Origin of the sequence: Nocardioides okcheonensis (assembly GCF_020991065.1) — a bacterium.
Classification (GTDB): domain Bacteria; phylum Actinomycetota; class Actinomycetes; order Propionibacteriales; family Nocardioidaceae; genus Nocardioides; species Nocardioides okcheonensis.
Genome location: NZ_CP087710.1, coordinates 876386 through 890620, shown reverse-complemented (window position 1 = coordinate 890620; position 14235 = coordinate 876386). Strand labels below are relative to the sequence as shown.

Here is a 14235-nt window from a genome sequence, read left to right as displayed (position 1 = left end):
GTCATGTCCCACGTGAGCGAGCCGACCCCCGGCGAGCTGGTGATCGTCACCGGCATGACCGGCGCCGGGCGCAGCACCGCGGCCAAGGAGCTCGAGGACCTCGGCTACTTCGTCGTCGACAACCTGCCGCCGACGCTGGTGCGCGACGTCGTGCGCCTCGTCGACGACAGCCGCGGCATCACCCAGCCGATCGCGGTCGTGGTCGACGTGCGCTCCGGCTCGTTCTTCGACTCCCTCCAGGCCAACCGGCACCAGCAGGTCACCGGTCGCCCCACGACGCTGCTCTTCCTCGAGGCCACCGACGACGTGCTGGTCCGGCGCCAGGAGGCCGCGCGCCGTCCCCACCCGCTGCAGGCGGGCGGGCGGCTGCTCCACGGGCTGCGCCGCGAGCGCGAGGTGATGGCCGAGCTCCGCGGCGACGCCGACGTGCTCCTCGACACCTCCAACTTCAACGTCCACCAGCTCCAGGACCGGATCGCCGGGCTCTTCGGCACCGAGGCCTCCACCCGGCTCAAGGTGACCGTCATCAGCTTCGGCTTCAAGTACGGCATCCCCGTCGACGCGGACTGGGTGGCCGACATGCGGTTCCTCCCGAACCCCCACTGGATCCCCGAGCTGCGCCCGCAGAACGGTCGCGACCCCGACGTCTCGGCGTACGTCCTCTCCCAGCCCGGAGCGGGACAGTTCCTCGACCAGTACCTCCCCGTGCTGCGGACCGTCGCCGAGGGCTACCTCGTCGAGGGCAAGCGCTTCATGCAGGTGGCGGTCGGCTGCACCGGCGGCAAGCACCGCAGCGTCGCGATGACCGAGGCGATCGCGGGCCTGCTCCGCGAGTCCGGCCACGACGTCAGCACCGCGCACCGCGACCTCGGCAGGGAGTGACGTGGCCCGCGAGACCGCGCAGGCCGCGGTCGCGCTCGGCGGCGGGCACGGGCTGGCCGCGACCCTGTCGGCGCTGCGACGCCTCCACGACGACCTCACCATCGACGACCTCACCGCGATCGTGACCGTCGCCGACAACGGCGGGTCCTCCGGTCGGCTCCGGGGCGAGTTCGGCGTGCTCCCGCCCGGCGACCTCCGGATGGCGCTGGCCGCGCTCTGCGGCGACGACGAGTGGGGCCGGACCTGGGCCGACGTCGTCCAGCACCGCTTCGCCGGCGACGGCGAGATGAACGGCCACGTCGTCGGCAACCTGCTGATCGTGTCGCTCTGGGAGCTGATGGGCGACCACGTGCGCGCGCTCGACTGGGTCGGACGCCTCCTCGGCGCCCACGGACGGGTGCTGCCGATGGCGACCACGCCGATGGACATCACCGGTCGCGTCCGCGGCGGCGACCCCGACGACCCCACCCGGGTGCAGGTCGTGCAGGGCCAGGTCGAGGTCGCGACCGCGCCCGGTCAGATCGAGTCCGTCTCCCTCGTCCCCGAGGACCCGCAGGCCTGCCCGGAGGCGGTCGAGGCGATCCTCGCGGCCGAGTGGGTGGTGCTCGGGCCCGGGTCGTGGTTCACCTCGGTGATCCCGCACCTCATGGTCCCCGGCCTGCGCCGCGCGCTCGCCGAGACCGACGCCCGGCTGGTGGTCGTCCTCAACCTGGAGGCCCAGGCGGGGGAGACCACCGGCTTCGGCGCCGAGGACCACCTGGCCGCGCTCTGGGAGCACGCGCCCGACCTCACCGTCCACACCGTGCTCGCCGACGCGGCGTCGGTCGGGGAGGACCGCGAGCAGCTGGAGAAGGTGGTCGCCGACCGCGGCGGGCGCCTGGTCGTGGCCGACGTCTGCGTGCCGGGGGAGCCGCGTCACGACCCCGACCGGCTCGCCGAGGCCTTCCGGCGGATCGTCGACGAGGCCTGAGTCACGTCCGCGCGGGGGTCCTCGACGAGCCCGCCGAGGGTCGTTGACCTCCATGGCAGGATTCGGGCCATGGCAATGACGGCACAGGTGAAGGCCGAGCTCGCCTCCACCCAGATCACCAAGACCTGCTGCCGCAAGGCCGAGGTCGCCTCGATGCTCCGCTTCGCGGGCGGTCTCCACATCGTGAGCGGACGGATCGTGGTCGAGGCCGAGCTCGACACCGGGGCGGCCGCGCGCCGGCTCCGCAAGGACATCTCCGAGGTCTACGGGCACACCTCCGACGTCGTCATGGTGCAGGGCAACGGCATCCGCAAGGGCAGCCGCTACATCGTCCGGGTGACCAAGGACGGCGAGGCGCTGGCGCGCCAGACCGGCCTGCTCGACCAGCGCGGGCGCCCGGTGCGTGGCCTGCCGCCGGCCGTCGTCAGCGGCGGTGGCTGCGACGCCGTCGCCGCGTGGCGCGGCGCGTTCCTGGCCCACGGCTCGCTCACCGAGCCCGGCCGGTCCTCCTCCCTGGAGATCACCTGCCCCGGCCCGGAGGCCGCCCTCGCCATCGTCGGCGTGGCCCGCCGCCTCGGGATCTCGGCCAAGGCGCGCGAGGTGCGCGGCGTCGACCGGGTCGTCATCCGCGACGGCGACGCGATCGGCGCGCTGCTGACCCGTCTCGGGGCCCACGAGTCGCTGATGGCCTGGGAGGAGCGGCGGATGCGGCGCGAGGTGCGCGCGACCGCCAACCGGCTCGCCAACTTCGACGACGCCAACCTGCGCCGCTCGGCCCGTGCGGCGGTGGCCGCGGGGGCTCGGGTCGAGCGCGCCCTGGAGATCCTCGGCGAGGAGATCCCCGACCACCTGCGCCAGGCCGGCCACCTGCGCCTCGAGCACAAGCAGGCGTCGCTCGAGGAGCTCGGGCAGCTGCACGACCCGGTGCTCACCAAGGACGCGATCGCCGGCCGGATCCGCCGGCTGCTCGCGATGGCCGACAAGCGCGCCGAGGAGCTCGGCATCCCCGACACCGAGGCCTCGCTGACGCCGGAGATGCTCGTCGACGAGGGTTGAGGCCGGCTCCCCGGCGCCCTCCGGGGCGGCGGGACGTTCGGCCCTTGCGCCCGGGACCACCGGGCGCGAGGCTGTGCCCGGCTTTGGATCGTTCCAAAGTTACCTGTCCGTACCGCGGGAGACCGCGCTCGGGCACGTCGCCGCCACCCGATAGGGTCGGTGATGCTGGTCACCGAAGGCCAGGCTGTCCACGGGGTCACCGAAGGCCCCCATCCCAGGAGGCACACAGACATGACTGTTCGCGTCGGCATCAACGGCTTCGGCCGCATCGGCCGCAACTTCTTCCGCGCCGTGCGCGCCTCGGGCGCCGACATCGAGATCGTCGGTGTCAACGACCTGACCGACAACGCCTCGCTCGCCCACCTGCTGAAGTACGACTCGATCCTCGGCCGCCTCGACGCCGACGTCTCGAGCGACGACACCTCGATCATGGTCGGCGACCAGAAGATCGCGGTCTCGGCCGAGCGCGACCCGGCCAACCTGTCGTGGGGCGACCTGGGCGTCGACGTCGTCGTCGAGTCCACCGGCTTCTTCACCGACGCGACCAAGGCCAGGGCCCACGTCGACGCGGGCGCCAAGAAGGTCATCATCTCCGCGCCCGCCTCCAACGAGGACATCACCATCGTGATGGGCGTCAACCACGAGCTCTACGACCCGGCCCAGCACACGGTCATCTCCAACGCGTCCTGCACGACCAACTGCCTGGCGCCGATGGCCAAGGCCCTCAACGACGGCCTCGGCATCACCAAGGGCCTGATGACGACCATCCACGCCTACACCGCCGACCAGAACCTCCAGGACAACATCCACAAGGACCCGCGCCGCGCCCGTGCGGCCGCGCTCAACATGGTCCCGACCTCGACCGGTGCCGCGAAGGCGATCGGCCTGGTGCTCCCGGAGCTCAAGGGCAAGCTCGACGGCTACGCCATGCGCGTCCCGGTCCCGACCGGCTCGGCCACCGACCTCACCTTCGAGGCCTCGCGCGAGACGTCGGTCGAGGAGGTCAACGAGATCGTCAAGGCGGCCGCCGACGGCCGGTTCCTGAAGTTCTCCACCGACCCGATCGTGTCCACCGACATCGTGACCGACCCCGCGTCGTGCATCTTCGACGCGCCGCTGACCAAGGTCATCGGCAACCAGGTCAAGGTGCTCGGCTGGTACGACAACGAGTGGGGCTACTCCAACCGCCTCGCCGACCTGATCACGCACGTCGGCTCGTCGCTCTGAATCGATGACCGACCACACTGCAGGCATCGAGTCGCTGGGTGACCTGAGGGGCAAGCGCGTCCTGGTCCGCTCGGACCTCAACGTGCCCCTCGACGGCACCACCATCACCGACGACGGCCGGATCCGCGCGAGCGTCCCGACCATCGACCGGCTCGCCGAGGCGGGCGCCCGGGTGGTCGTCACCGCCCACCTGGGCCGGCCCAAGGGAGCGCCCGACCCGGCGTACTCGCTGCGTCCGGTCGCCGAGCGGCTCTCCGAGCTGCTCGGCCGGCCGGTCGCCTTCGCCACCGACACGGTCGGGGCGAGCGCCACCGAGACGGTCGAGGGCCTCGGCGACGGCGACGTCGCGCTGCTGGAGAACGTTCGCTTCAACGACGGCGAGACCAGCAAGGACGACGCCGTCCGCGCGTCCTTCGCCGACCAGCTCGCCCAGCTCGCCGACGCCTTCGTCTCCGACGGCTTCGGCGTCGTGCACCGCAAGCAGGCCAGCGTCTACGACGTCGCGCTCCGGCTGCCGTCCGCGATGGGCGGGCTGGTCGCGGCGGAGGTCGACGTGCTGCGTCGCCTCACCGAGCACCCGGACCGGCCCTACGTGGTCGTGCTGGGCGGGTCGAAGGTCTCCGACAAGCTCGGCGTCATCGACAACCTGATCGACAAGGCCGACAAGCTGCTCATCGGCGGCGGGATGGTGTTCACCTTCCTCAAGGCGCAGGGGCACGAGGTCGGCAAGAGCCTGCTCGAGGCCGACCAGCTCGACACCTGCACCCGTTACCTCCGCGAGGCGGAGGACCGCGGCGTCGAGATCCTGCTCCCCACCGACGTCGTGGTCGACACGGCGTTCCCGTCGGGCGACCGCGAGCCCGAGCCCCGGGTCGTGGCCGCCGGCGAGATCCCGGCGGACGCCCTGGGCCTCGACATCGGCCCCGACTCGTCGGCGGCCTTCGCGGCCGCCCTGGCCGACGCCCGCACGGTCTTCTGGAACGGGCCGATGGGCGTCTTCGAGGTCGACGCGTTCGCCGACGGCACCCGCGCCGTCGCCGAGGCGCTGACCAAGGTCGACGGCCTGTCGGTGGTCGGCGGCGGCGACTCCGCCGCCGCGGTCCGCACGCTCGGCTTCGACGAGGCCGCGTTCGGTCACATCTCCACCGGCGGTGGCGCGTCGCTGGAGTTCCTGGAGGGCAAGGAGCTCCCGGGCATCGCCGTACTCGAGAGGGACTGATCCGTGGCTGCCACGAAGAACACCCGCACCCCGCTGATGGCGGGCAACTGGAAGATGAACCTCAACCACCAGGAAGCGGTGGTGCTGGTCCAGAAGCTCGCGTGGACGCTGTCGGACAAGCGGCACGACTTCAGTGCCGTCGAGGTCGTCGTGGTGCCGCCGTTCACCGACCTGCGGTCGGTGCAGACGCTCGTCGACGGCGACCGCCTGTCGCTGGGCTACGGCGCGCAGGACGTCTCGGTGCACGACAGCGGCGCCTACACCGGTGAGATCTCCGCCGGCATGCTCGCCAAGCTCGGCTGCTCCTACGTCGTCGTGGGCCACTCCGAGCGACGGATGTACCACCAGGAGAGCGACGAGCTGGTCAACGCCAAGGCCCACAAGACGCTGCAGGCCGGCATGACGCCGATCGTCTGCGTCGGCGAGGGCCTCGACGTGCGCCAGGCGGGGGAGCACGTCCCCTTCACCCTGACGCAGGTCGACGGCTCCCTGGACGGCTTCACCGCCGAGCAGGTGGCCGGGCTCGTGGTGGCCTACGAGCCGGTCTGGGCGATCGGCACGGGCGAGGTCGCCACCCCGGACGACGCGCAGGAGGTCTGCGCGGCGATCCGCGAGCGGGTGCGCGAGGTGCACGGTGACGGGGCCGCCGATGGCCTGCGGATCCTCTACGGCGGCTCGGTGAAGGCGGCCAACGTGGCCGGCATCATGGAGAAGCCGGACGTCGACGGGTGCCTCGTCGGTGGCGCCAGCCTGCAGGTCGAGGAGTTCGGCGGAATCTGCCGTTTCCGCGACATGCCGGTGCTGTGAGGCCCCTCACCGGTCGCCCCAGGTCGTGACGTAGGCTTCGCATCGTGATTCTGCTCTTCACCATCCTGCTCGTTGCGACGAGCGCGATCATGATCCTGCTGGTGCTCCTCCACAAGGGGCGTGGCGGCGGCCTGTCCGACATGTTCGGCGGCGGCGTCTCCAGCAGCCTGGGGGGATCGTCGGTGGCCGAGCGCAACCTCGACCGGTTCACGATCGGGACCGGCATCATCTGGTTTGCCTGCATCATCGCCCTGGGCCTGCTCAAGGCCTACCAGGGCAACTGAACAACTCCCCCCTTGTGAAGTGAGCCGAAGGAGTCCTCGTGGCCGGTGGTGGTGGAAACGCGATCCGCGGTAGTCGGGTCGGAGCGGGGCCGATGGGTGAGGCCGAGCGTGGCGAGGCCGCGCCCCGGCAGACGGTCACCTACTTCTGCAGTCATGACCACCGCTCGGTGGTGACCTTCGCGATCGAGGCCGCCGTGCCGGAGTCGTGGGACTGCCCCAAGTGCGGCCTGCCGGCCAGCCTCGACAGCGAGAACCCGCCGCCGGCGCCGAAGATCGAGCCCTACAAGACGCACCTCGCCTACGTGAAGGAGCGTCGCAGCGAGACGGAGGCGGCCGACATCCTCGACGAGGCCGTCGCCCTCCTGCGCAGCCGCCGCAAGGCCGGCGAGATCATCTTCTGACCGGGCACTTCCTCGCGCTGGAACCTGCTGACCGGGCAGTTCCTCGCGCTGGATCGTGCTGACCGGGCAGTTCCTCGCGCTGGATCGTGCTGACCGGGCAGTTCCTCGCGCTGGATCGTGCTGACCGGGCAGTTCCTCGCGCTGGATCGTGCTGACCGGGCAGTTCCTCGCGCTGCGTGGCTGTGGACAGCGCTGCGCACGATCGGTCGGGACCGGGCATGGTCGGGACCATGCCGAAGCTGCCCACGTGGTGCCGCGACGTCGCCCTGCTCGACGGGTCCGCACCGATCCCGATCGACCGCGTGTTCTCGTCCGCCGAGGCCGACCTCCTCGGCGTACCAGCCAGCCTGCGCGCGAAGCTGGTCGCACGAGGACTGGTCCGGCCCCTGGTCCGAGGGGTGTTCGTGGCCGCGCAGGTCCAGGACTCGTTCCGACTCCGGGTGTCTGCCGTCAGGCTCGTCGCTCCGCCGCACGTGGTGGTCGTCGACCGCACCGCAGCCTGGATCCACGGGGTCGACGCGTTGCCGCGCAGCGCGATCCACCAGATGCCGTCGCTCGACCTGTTCAGTTCGTCGGGCAGCCGGATCCGCCGTGCGGGCATCAGCAGCGGCGTCCGCGGCCTGCTCGCTCGTGACATCGAGGAGATCGATGGCGTGCGCCTGACGACGCGCCTCCGGACGGCGTGCGATCTCGGGCGGCTGCTCTGGAGGTACGACGCCCTGGGTGCGATCGACGGCTTCCTGCGACTCGGGGTCGATCAGCAGCGGCTCGTCGCCGAGGTCGACAGGTTCAAGGGTTTTCGAGGAGTCGTCCAGCTGCGCCACCTCGCGCCACTGGGCGACACCGGTGCCGAGTCACAGCCGGAGAGCGCGCTGAGGTTGCACTGGCACGAGTCGGGCATCCCCGTCCCACCCCAGACGCAGATCTGGGTCCACGACGACCTGGGCACGCCCAGGTTCCGCATCGACGTCGGATGTGTCGACGTGAAGTACGGCGCCGAGTACTTCGGCGAGGAGTTCCACGGCGATGACGAGCGGGAGGATGACGAGACCCGGCTCGAGTGGCTGAGCAGCCGACGTGCCTGGGACATGGACGTGTTCACGAAGATCGACGTGTACGGACCGGAACTCCTCGCCGGCGACCGTCTGGGCCGCGGCTTCGAGCGGGCACGCGCGACGTACGCCACCCGCATGGCGACAGTCATCGACCTGGCTCGCTAGCGCGAGGAAGTGCCCGGTCGGCGTGTTCCAGCGCGAGGAAGTGCCCGGTCGGCGTGTTCCAGCGCGAGGAAGTGCCCGCTCAGCGCGTTCCAGCGCGAGGAAGTGCCCGCTCAGCGCGTTCCAGCGCGAGGAAGTGCCCGCTCGGCGTGTTCCAGCGCGAGGAAGTGCCCGGTCGGTCAGAGGGCGGAGGCGGCGTCCTCGTCGAGCCACCAGATCGTCTCCTCGCCGCGCACGCCGCGGGCGGGGGTCTCCTCGACCGACCCGTCGTCGGCGAGCGCGCGGGCGACGGCGTCGGCCTTGCCCTCGCCGCTGGCGAGGAACCAGACCGCGCGGCAGCGCTCCATCGCCTCGAAGGTCAGGCTGACCCGGTCGGGCGGCGGCTTGGGGGAGTCGTGGACCGCGACCGCGATGGCGTCGGTCGCTCGCAGGGCGGGGTGGCCGGGGAAGAGCGAGGCGCAGTGGCCGTCGGGGCCGATGCCGAGCATCAGCACCTCGAAGAAGCCCGCGCCGTGGTCGCGCAGCGCCTCGGAGTACGCCGTGGCGGCGTCCTCCGCGGTCGCCACCTCGTCGCTGGCGGGAACCTCGTGGACGTGGGCGGGGTCGACGTCGACGTGGTCGAGCAGTGCCTCGCGTGCCTGGCGTGCGTTGCGGTCGGGGGAGCCGGCCTCGACGAAGCGCTCGTCGCCCCACCAGAAGACCACCCGCGACCAGTCGACGGCCGAGTCCTGGGCGCGGCGGGCGAGCTCGCGGTGCAGCGCGTCGGCGATGGTGCCGCCGGTCAGCCCGACCTGCGGCACCTCGCCGCGGGCCTGCGCGGCCTCGAGCCGGTCGAGCAGGGCGGAGGCGACGTCGCCGACGAGCAGGTCGGCGTCGTCGTGGCGGCGGATCTCCACGGGGCCGCTCACTTCTTCGCCCCGTCGTGCAGCCGCACCAGCTTGGCGGCGGTCGCGGCGTAGGTGTCGTCCTCGTCGAGGCGGCGCAGCTCCTCGGACAGCAGTGCGGGGATCTCGCGCCGCTTGAGCGCGACGGGTCGGTCGGGGCGGTTCGGCGAGGTGAAGGTCGCCAGCCGGCCGTCGTTGCGGGCGATCCGGATCGGCCCCTCCTTGGTCTCCAGGGTGACCTCGGTGATGCCCGGTCCCGCGGAGGTGGCGCGGTCGACGACGACCTTGAGCCGGTCGCACAGCCAGGCGACGAGCAGGTCGGCGCTGGGGCTGATCTTCTCGGCCGTGACCTTGGCGTGGGTCACCTTGAGCGGGTGCTGGTCGAGCGCGGCGGCCAGCAGCGCCCGCCACGGCGTCAGCCGGGTCCAGGCCAGGTCGGTGTTGCCGGGCGCGTAGGACCGGCACTGGTTCAGCATCGCCGTCGACTTGCCGCGGGAGACGGCGGCGGCGTCGGTGATCCGGCGCTGGGCCAGGGCGCCGAGCGGGTCGGCGGCGGGGTCGTGCGGGGCCTGCGTGGGCCACCAGATCGCGACCGGGGAGTCGGGCAGCAGCAGCGGCAGCACCACGGACTCGGCGTGCTTGACCACCTCGCCCTTGAGCCGGATGAGCGCGGTCTCGCCGCCCCACCCGTCACCGCTGCCGACCTGCGCGTTGACGTGGCCGGCGCCCCGGACGTCGCCGAGGATCACGCCGAGCACCCGCGACGGGTGCTCGCGCGAGGCACGCTTGGCCGCCTGCATCGCCTCGGCCGCGTCCTCCTCGGGGGCGACGATCACGAGGGTCATCACCATGCCCATCGCCGGGCTGCCGGCGCGGGTGCGGGCGCGGACGAACTCCGCGGCGATCCGGGCCGACGTGGTGTCGGTGAGCTCGATCATCGGAGCACTCCTTCGCGGGTGGTCGTCATGGCCGCCTCCACGTGCGGCCCTCGCGCGCGAGCATCGCGTCGGCGGAGGCCGGTCCCCAGGTGCCCGAGTCGTACGCCTCGGGCTTGCCCTTCCTCGCCCAGTGCTCGAGCACCGGGTCGAGGATCTTCCACGACAGCTCGACCTCCTCGTGGCGGGGGAAGAGCGGCGGGTCGCCGAGCAGGACGTCGAGGATGAGTCGCTCGTAGGCCTCGGCGCTGGCCTCCGTGAAGGACCCGCCGTAGGCGAAGTCCATGTTGACGTCGCGGATCTCCATCGCGGTGCCCGGGACCTTCGAGCCGAACCGCATCGTCATGCCCTCGTCGGGCTGGACGCGGATCACCAGCGCGTTGTGGGTCAGGTCCTCGGTCGCGGTCTGGGTGAACGGCAGGTGCGGGGCGCGCTTGAACACCACCGCGACCTCCGTCACCCGGCGGCCCAGCCGCTTGCCGGTGCGCAGGTAGAACGGCACGCCCGCCCAGCGCCGGGTCTCGACGTTGACGGTGATCGCGGCGAAGGTCTCGGTGGTGGAGGTGGCCTTGATGCCCTCCTCCTCGAGGAAGCCCTTGACCTTCTCGCCGCCTGCCCAGCCGGGGGAGTACTGCCCCCGTGCGGTCGTCAGGTCGAGCCGGGCCGGCAGCTGGGCCGAGGCCAGCACCTTCTGCTTCTCGATGCGCAGGCTCTCGGCGTCGAAGGCGATCGGTTCCTCCATCGCCACCAGCGCCATCAGCTGGAGCAGGTGGTTCTGGATCACGTCGCGGGCGGCGCCGATGCCGTCGTAGTAGCCCGCGCGGCCACCGATGCCGATGTCCTCGGCCATCGTGATCTGCACGTGGTCGACGTAGTTGGCGTTCCAGATCGGCTCGAACATGTTGTTGGCGAAGCGCATCGCCAGGATGTTCTGGACCGTCTCCTTGCCGAGGTAGTGGTCGATCCGGAAGATCGACCCCGACGGGAAGACGTCGCCGAGGATGTCGTTGAGCTCGCGCGCCGACTCGAGGTCGTGGCCGAACGGCTTCTCGACGACCACGCGTCGCCACTGGTCCGGGCGGTGGTCGGTGAGGCCGTGCTCCTTGAGCTGGCCGACGACCGTCCCGAAGAAGCCGGGCGGGATCGCGAGGTAGAACGCCATGTTGCCGCCGGTGCCGCGGAGCTGGTCGAGCTCCTCGACGGTGCGGCGGAGGTGGTCGAAGGCGACGTCGTCGTCGAAGTCGCCCGGGACGAACCGGAAGCCCTCGGACAGCTGGTTCCAGACCTCCTCGCGAAACGGCGTACGCGCGTGCTCGCGGACCGCGTCGTGGACGATCTGGGCGAAGTCCTGGTCCGCCCAGTCGCGCCTGGCGAAGCCGACCAGGCTGAAGCCGGGCGGCAGCAGGCCGCGGTTCGCCAGGTCGTAGATCGCCGGCATGATCTTCTTGCGCGACAGGTCGCCGGTGACGCCGAAGAGCACCATGCCGCAGGGGCCCGCGATGCGGGGGAGTCGGCGGTCCTCGGGGTCGCGGAGCGGGTTCGTGGAGGGCGTCATCGGCTGCGGTGCTCCCGGTAGTAGGCGATGAGGGATCGGGTGGCGGGGTCCTGCTCGTCGAGCGCGGACGGGTCGCCGGCGACGGCGGGTGTGACCTGCTGGGCGAGCTGCTTGCCGAGCTCGACGCCCCACTGGTCGAAGCTGTCGATGCCCCACACGGCGCCCTGCACGAAGGTGATGTGCTCGTAGAGGGCGACCAGCTGGCCGAGGACCGACGGCGTCAGGGCGGGCGCCATGATCGACGTGGTGGGGCGGTTGCCCGGGAAGGTACGGGCGCTGACCAGCGCCTCGTCGACGCCCTCCGCACGCACCTCGTCGGCGGTCTTGCCGAACGCCAGCGCGCGGGTCTGGGCCAGGAAGTTCGCCAGGAACAGCTCGTGCACGTCGGTGTCGCCATCCCTCAACGCGTAGGCCGGCTGCGCGAAGGCGATGAAGTCGGCCGGGATCAGCCGGGTGCCCTGGTGGATCAGCTGGTAGAAGGCGTGCTGGCCGTTGGTGCCGGGCTCGCCCCAGAACACCTCGCCGGTGTCGGTGGTGACCGGGGAGCCGTCCCAGCGCACGCCCTTGCCGTTGGACTCCATGGTCAGCTGCTGGAGGTAGGCCGGGAAGCGGTGCAGCTGCTGGGCGTAGGGGAGGACCGCGTGGGTCTGGGCACCGAGGAACGTGGTGTACCAGACGTTGAGCAGGCCCATCACCAGCGGCACGTTGGTGGCCGGCGCCGCCGTCCGGAAGTGCTCGTCCATGGCGTGGAAGCCGTCGAGCATCTCGGCGAAGCGCTCCGGCCCGATGGCCACGACGAGCGACAGCCCGATCGCCGAGTCCATCGAGTAGCGACCGCCGACCCAGTCCCAGAAGCCGAACGCGTTGTCGGGGTCGATGCCGAAGTCGGCGACCTTGTCGAGCGCCGTCGACACCGCGACGAAGTGCTGCGCGACCGCGGCCTCCCGGTCGGTGCCGGCGGGCAGGTGGTCGAGCAGCCACGCCCGGCACAGCCGGGCGTTGGTCAGGGTCTCCAGGGTGCCGAAGGTCTTGCTCGAGACGATGAACAGCGTGGTCTCGGGGTCGATCCCCTCGAGCGACTGCGCCGCGTCGGTCGGGTCGATGTTGCTGATGAACCGGCAGGACAGGCCGTCCTGGCGGTAGGGCGCGAGCGCCTCGTAGGCCATGACCGGCCCGAGGTCCGAGCCGCCGATGCCGATGTTGACCACGGTCTCGATCCGGCGCCCGGTGACGCCGGTCCACTCGCCCGAGCGCACCTTCGAGGCGAACGCGTAGACCCGCTCGAGCACCTCGTGGACGTCGGCGACGACGTCCTGGCCGTCCACCTCGAGGGTGGCGTCGGCCGGGAGGCGGAGCGCGGTGTGGAGCACCGCGCGGTCCTCGGTCGGGTTGACGTGCTCGCCGGCGAACATCGCGTCGCGGCGCTCGAGCACGCGGGTCTGCTCGGCCAGCGCGAGCAGGCGCTCGAGCAGGTCGCCGTGCAGGAAGGTGCGGGACAGGTCGACGTGGAGGTCGCCGGCCTCGCGGGCCAGCGCCGTCGCGCGCTCGGGATCGGCGTCGAACCAGCCGCGCAGGTCCGGGGCGAAGCCGTCCGCGGTCGCGGACAGCTCCGCCCAGGCCGGCGTGGACGTGGGATCCACCGGCCCGCCGGTGCTCACGAGCGGGCAGCCTCGAGCGACGCGCCGAGCGTTGTCTGGAGCTCGTCCCAGGCGACGACGAACTTCTCGACGCCCTCCTGGAGCAGCACCTCGATGACGTCGTCGTAGTCGATGCCGGCCTCGGCCAGCGCGGCCATGTGGGCCTCGGCGTCGTCGTAGAACGGGCGGACCCGGTCACCGCGGACCTCGCCGTGGTCGGCGACGGCCTCGAGCGTGGCCTCGGGCATGGTGTTGACGGTGTTCTCGACGACGAGGTCGACGACGTACATGGTGTCGTCGTAGTCGGGGTTCTTGACGCCGGTCGAGGCCCACAGCGGGCGCTGCCTGCGCGCGCCCTTGGCCTCGAGGGCCTCCCAGCGGGGGCCGGAGAAGAACTCCTCGTACATCTTGAACGCCAGGCGGGCGTTGGCGACGCCGGCCTTGCCCTTGAGCGCCGCGTCGGTGCCGGGGCCCTCGGTGGTGGCGTCGAGCCGCTTGTCGATCTCGGTGTCGACGCGCGAGACGAAGAACGACGCGACGGAGTGGATGTCGGCGAGCTCGTGGCCGTTGTCGGCCGCCTGCTCGAGCCCCGCGACGTAGGCCTCCATGACGTTGCGGTACTGCTCGAGGCCGAAGATCAGCGTCACGTTGACCGAGATGCCGGCGGCGATCGTCTCGGTGATCGCGGGCCAGCCCTCCTTCGTGCCGGGGATCTTGATCATCACGTTGGGCTCGCCCACGGTCTTGTAGAGCTCCGCGGCCTCGGCCACGGTCTGCTCGGTGTCGTGGGCCAGGCCGGGGGAGACCTCGATCGAGACGCGCCCGTCGACGCCGTCGGTGGCGTCGAAGACCGGACGCATGACCTTGCACGCCTCGCGCACGTCGTCGGTCGTGATGACGAGCGTGGCCCGGTCGACGTCGGCGCCCTGGCCGGCGAGCTCACGCACCTGGGCGTCGTAGCGCTCGCCCTTGGCCAGCGCGCTCTGGAAGATCGCCGGGTTCGACGTCACGCCGACCACGTTGCTGGTCTGCACGAGGTCGGCGAGGTTGCCGGTCTCGAGCCGCTCGCGCGAGAGGTCGTCGAGCCAGATGGACACCCCGGCGTCGGCCAGGGCCTTGAGACGGTCGTTCATGTGCTGCCTCCTGAGATGGGGCTGGGTT

General features: G+C 71.6%; 14 protein-coding genes. 9 read left to right on the top strand and 5 right to left on the bottom strand.

Going from position 1 to position 14235, the window contains the following annotated elements; all coding sequences use genetic code 11:
• The first annotated feature begins 3 nt into the window (after positions 1–3).
• The 9 genes from rapZ to LN652_RS04030 all read left to right on the top strand — a co-directional run bounded on the left by rapZ (position 4) and on the right by LN652_RS04030 (position 8066).
• The gene (gene rapZ, locus LN652_RS04070; protein WP_230443415.1) at positions 4–882 is read left to right on the top strand and encodes an RNase adapter RapZ; all 879 of its coding nucleotides are present in this window, start codon (positions 4–6) and stop codon (positions 880–882) included.
• Between the two features lies 1 nt (position 883).
• Positions 884–1852 (top strand): gluconeogenesis factor YvcK family protein, encoded by a 969-nt coding sequence (locus tag LN652_RS04065; protein WP_230443414.1) that lies wholly within the window; start codon positions 884–886, stop codon positions 1850–1852.
• 69 nt (positions 1853–1921) lie between these two features.
• Positions 1922–2908: a DNA-binding protein WhiA gene (whiA, locus tag LN652_RS04060; protein ID WP_230443413.1), complete on the top strand. Its 987-nt coding sequence runs from the start codon at positions 1922–1924 to the stop codon at positions 2906–2908.
• A gap of 231 nt (positions 2909–3139) precedes the next feature.
• Positions 3140–4135: a type I glyceraldehyde-3-phosphate dehydrogenase gene (gene gap, locus LN652_RS04055; RefSeq protein ID WP_230443412.1), complete on the top strand. Its 996-nt coding sequence runs from the start codon at positions 3140–3142 to the stop codon at positions 4133–4135.
• Between the two features lie 4 nt (positions 4136–4139).
• A complete protein-coding gene (locus LN652_RS04050; protein WP_230443411.1) occupies positions 4140–5354 on the top strand; it encodes a phosphoglycerate kinase in 1215 nt (404 codons plus the stop codon).
• 36 nt (positions 5355–5390) lie between these two features.
• Positions 5391–6161 carry a triose-phosphate isomerase gene (gene tpiA, locus LN652_RS04045; protein ID WP_230444681.1) on the top strand — a complete coding sequence of 257 codons (771 nt, stop codon included), beginning with the start codon at positions 5391–5393 and terminating at the stop codon, positions 6159–6161.
• A gap of 44 nt (positions 6162–6205) precedes the next feature.
• A complete protein-coding gene (gene secG, locus LN652_RS04040) occupies positions 6206–6445 on the top strand; it encodes a preprotein translocase subunit SecG (RefSeq protein WP_230443410.1) in 240 nt (79 codons plus the stop codon).
• Between the two features lie 92 nt (positions 6446–6537).
• The gene (locus tag LN652_RS04035; protein ID WP_230443409.1) at positions 6538–6846 is read left to right on the top strand and encodes an RNA polymerase-binding protein RbpA; all 309 of its coding nucleotides are present in this window, start codon (positions 6538–6540) and stop codon (positions 6844–6846) included.
• A 230-nt stretch (positions 6847–7076) separates the two neighbouring features.
• Positions 7077–8066, top strand: coding sequence for a hypothetical protein (locus LN652_RS04030; RefSeq protein ID WP_230443408.1), 990 nt, complete (start codon positions 7077–7079; stop codon positions 8064–8066).
• Between the two features lie 176 nt (positions 8067–8242).
• Here the strand turns inward: LN652_RS04030 and pgl are convergent, their stop codons facing one another.
• Genes pgl through tal form a run of 5 tightly spaced genes read right to left on the bottom strand, consistent with a single transcriptional unit; the run spans position 8243 to position 14207 of the window.
• Positions 8243–8971: a 6-phosphogluconolactonase gene (pgl, locus tag LN652_RS04025; RefSeq protein WP_230443407.1), complete on the bottom strand. Its 729-nt coding sequence runs from the start codon at positions 8969–8971 to the stop codon at positions 8243–8245.
• Positions 8968–9885, bottom strand: coding sequence for a glucose-6-phosphate dehydrogenase assembly protein OpcA (locus LN652_RS04020; RefSeq protein WP_230443406.1), 918 nt, complete (start codon positions 9883–9885; stop codon positions 8968–8970). Before LN652_RS04020 ends, pgl begins: the two co-directional genes overlap by 4 nt.
• 25 nt (positions 9886–9910) lie before the next feature.
• On the bottom strand, positions 9911–11437 hold the full coding sequence (gene zwf, locus LN652_RS04015; RefSeq protein ID WP_230443405.1) for a glucose-6-phosphate dehydrogenase: 1527 nt from the start codon (positions 11435–11437) through the stop codon (positions 9911–9913).
• The gene (gene pgi / locus LN652_RS04010) at positions 11434–13095 is read right to left on the bottom strand and encodes a glucose-6-phosphate isomerase (RefSeq protein ID WP_230443404.1); all 1662 of its coding nucleotides are present in this window, start codon (positions 13093–13095) and stop codon (positions 11434–11436) included. Before pgi ends, zwf begins: the two co-directional genes overlap by 4 nt.
• Complete coding sequence (tal, locus tag LN652_RS04005; protein WP_230443403.1) at positions 13092–14207, bottom strand: transaldolase; 1116 nt, start codon at positions 14205–14207, stop codon at positions 13092–13094. The genes pgi and tal overlap by 4 nt, the downstream gene beginning before the upstream one ends.
• Between the last annotated feature and the right edge of the window lie 28 nt (positions 14208–14235).

Excerpts from the sequence above, each read along its gene's own strand:
- gap (WP_230443412.1), top strand. The coding sequence starts at position 3,140 with ATGACTGTTCGCGTCGGCATCAACGGCTTCGGCCGCATCGGCCGCAAC.
- LN652_RS04030 (WP_230443408.1), top strand. The coding sequence starts at position 7,077 with ATGCCGAAGCTGCCCACGTGGTGCCGCGACGTCGCCCTGCTCGACGGG.
- LN652_RS04050 (WP_230443411.1), top strand. The coding sequence starts at position 4,140 with ATGACCGACCACACTGCAGGCATCGAGTCGCTGGGTGACCTGAGGGGC.
- whiA (WP_230443413.1), top strand. The coding sequence starts at position 1,922 with ATGGCAATGACGGCACAGGTGAAGGCCGAGCTCGCCTCCACCCAGATC.
- LN652_RS04020 (WP_230443406.1), bottom strand. The coding sequence starts at position 9,885 with ATGATCGAGCTCACCGACACCACGTCGGCCCGGATCGCCGCGGAGTTC.
- tal (WP_230443403.1), bottom strand. The coding sequence starts at position 14,207 with ATGAACGACCGTCTCAAGGCCCTGGCCGACGCCGGGGTGTCCATCTGG.
- LN652_RS04035 (WP_230443409.1), top strand. The coding sequence starts at position 6,538 with ATGGGTGAGGCCGAGCGTGGCGAGGCCGCGCCCCGGCAGACGGTCACC.
- tpiA (WP_230444681.1), top strand. The coding sequence starts at position 5,391 with ATGGCGGGCAACTGGAAGATGAACCTCAACCACCAGGAAGCGGTGGTG.
- rapZ (WP_230443415.1), top strand. The coding sequence starts at position 4 with ATGTCCCACGTGAGCGAGCCGACCCCCGGCGAGCTGGTGATCGTCACC.
- zwf (WP_230443405.1), bottom strand. The coding sequence starts at position 11,437 with ATGACGCCCTCCACGAACCCGCTCCGCGACCCCGAGGACCGCCGACTC.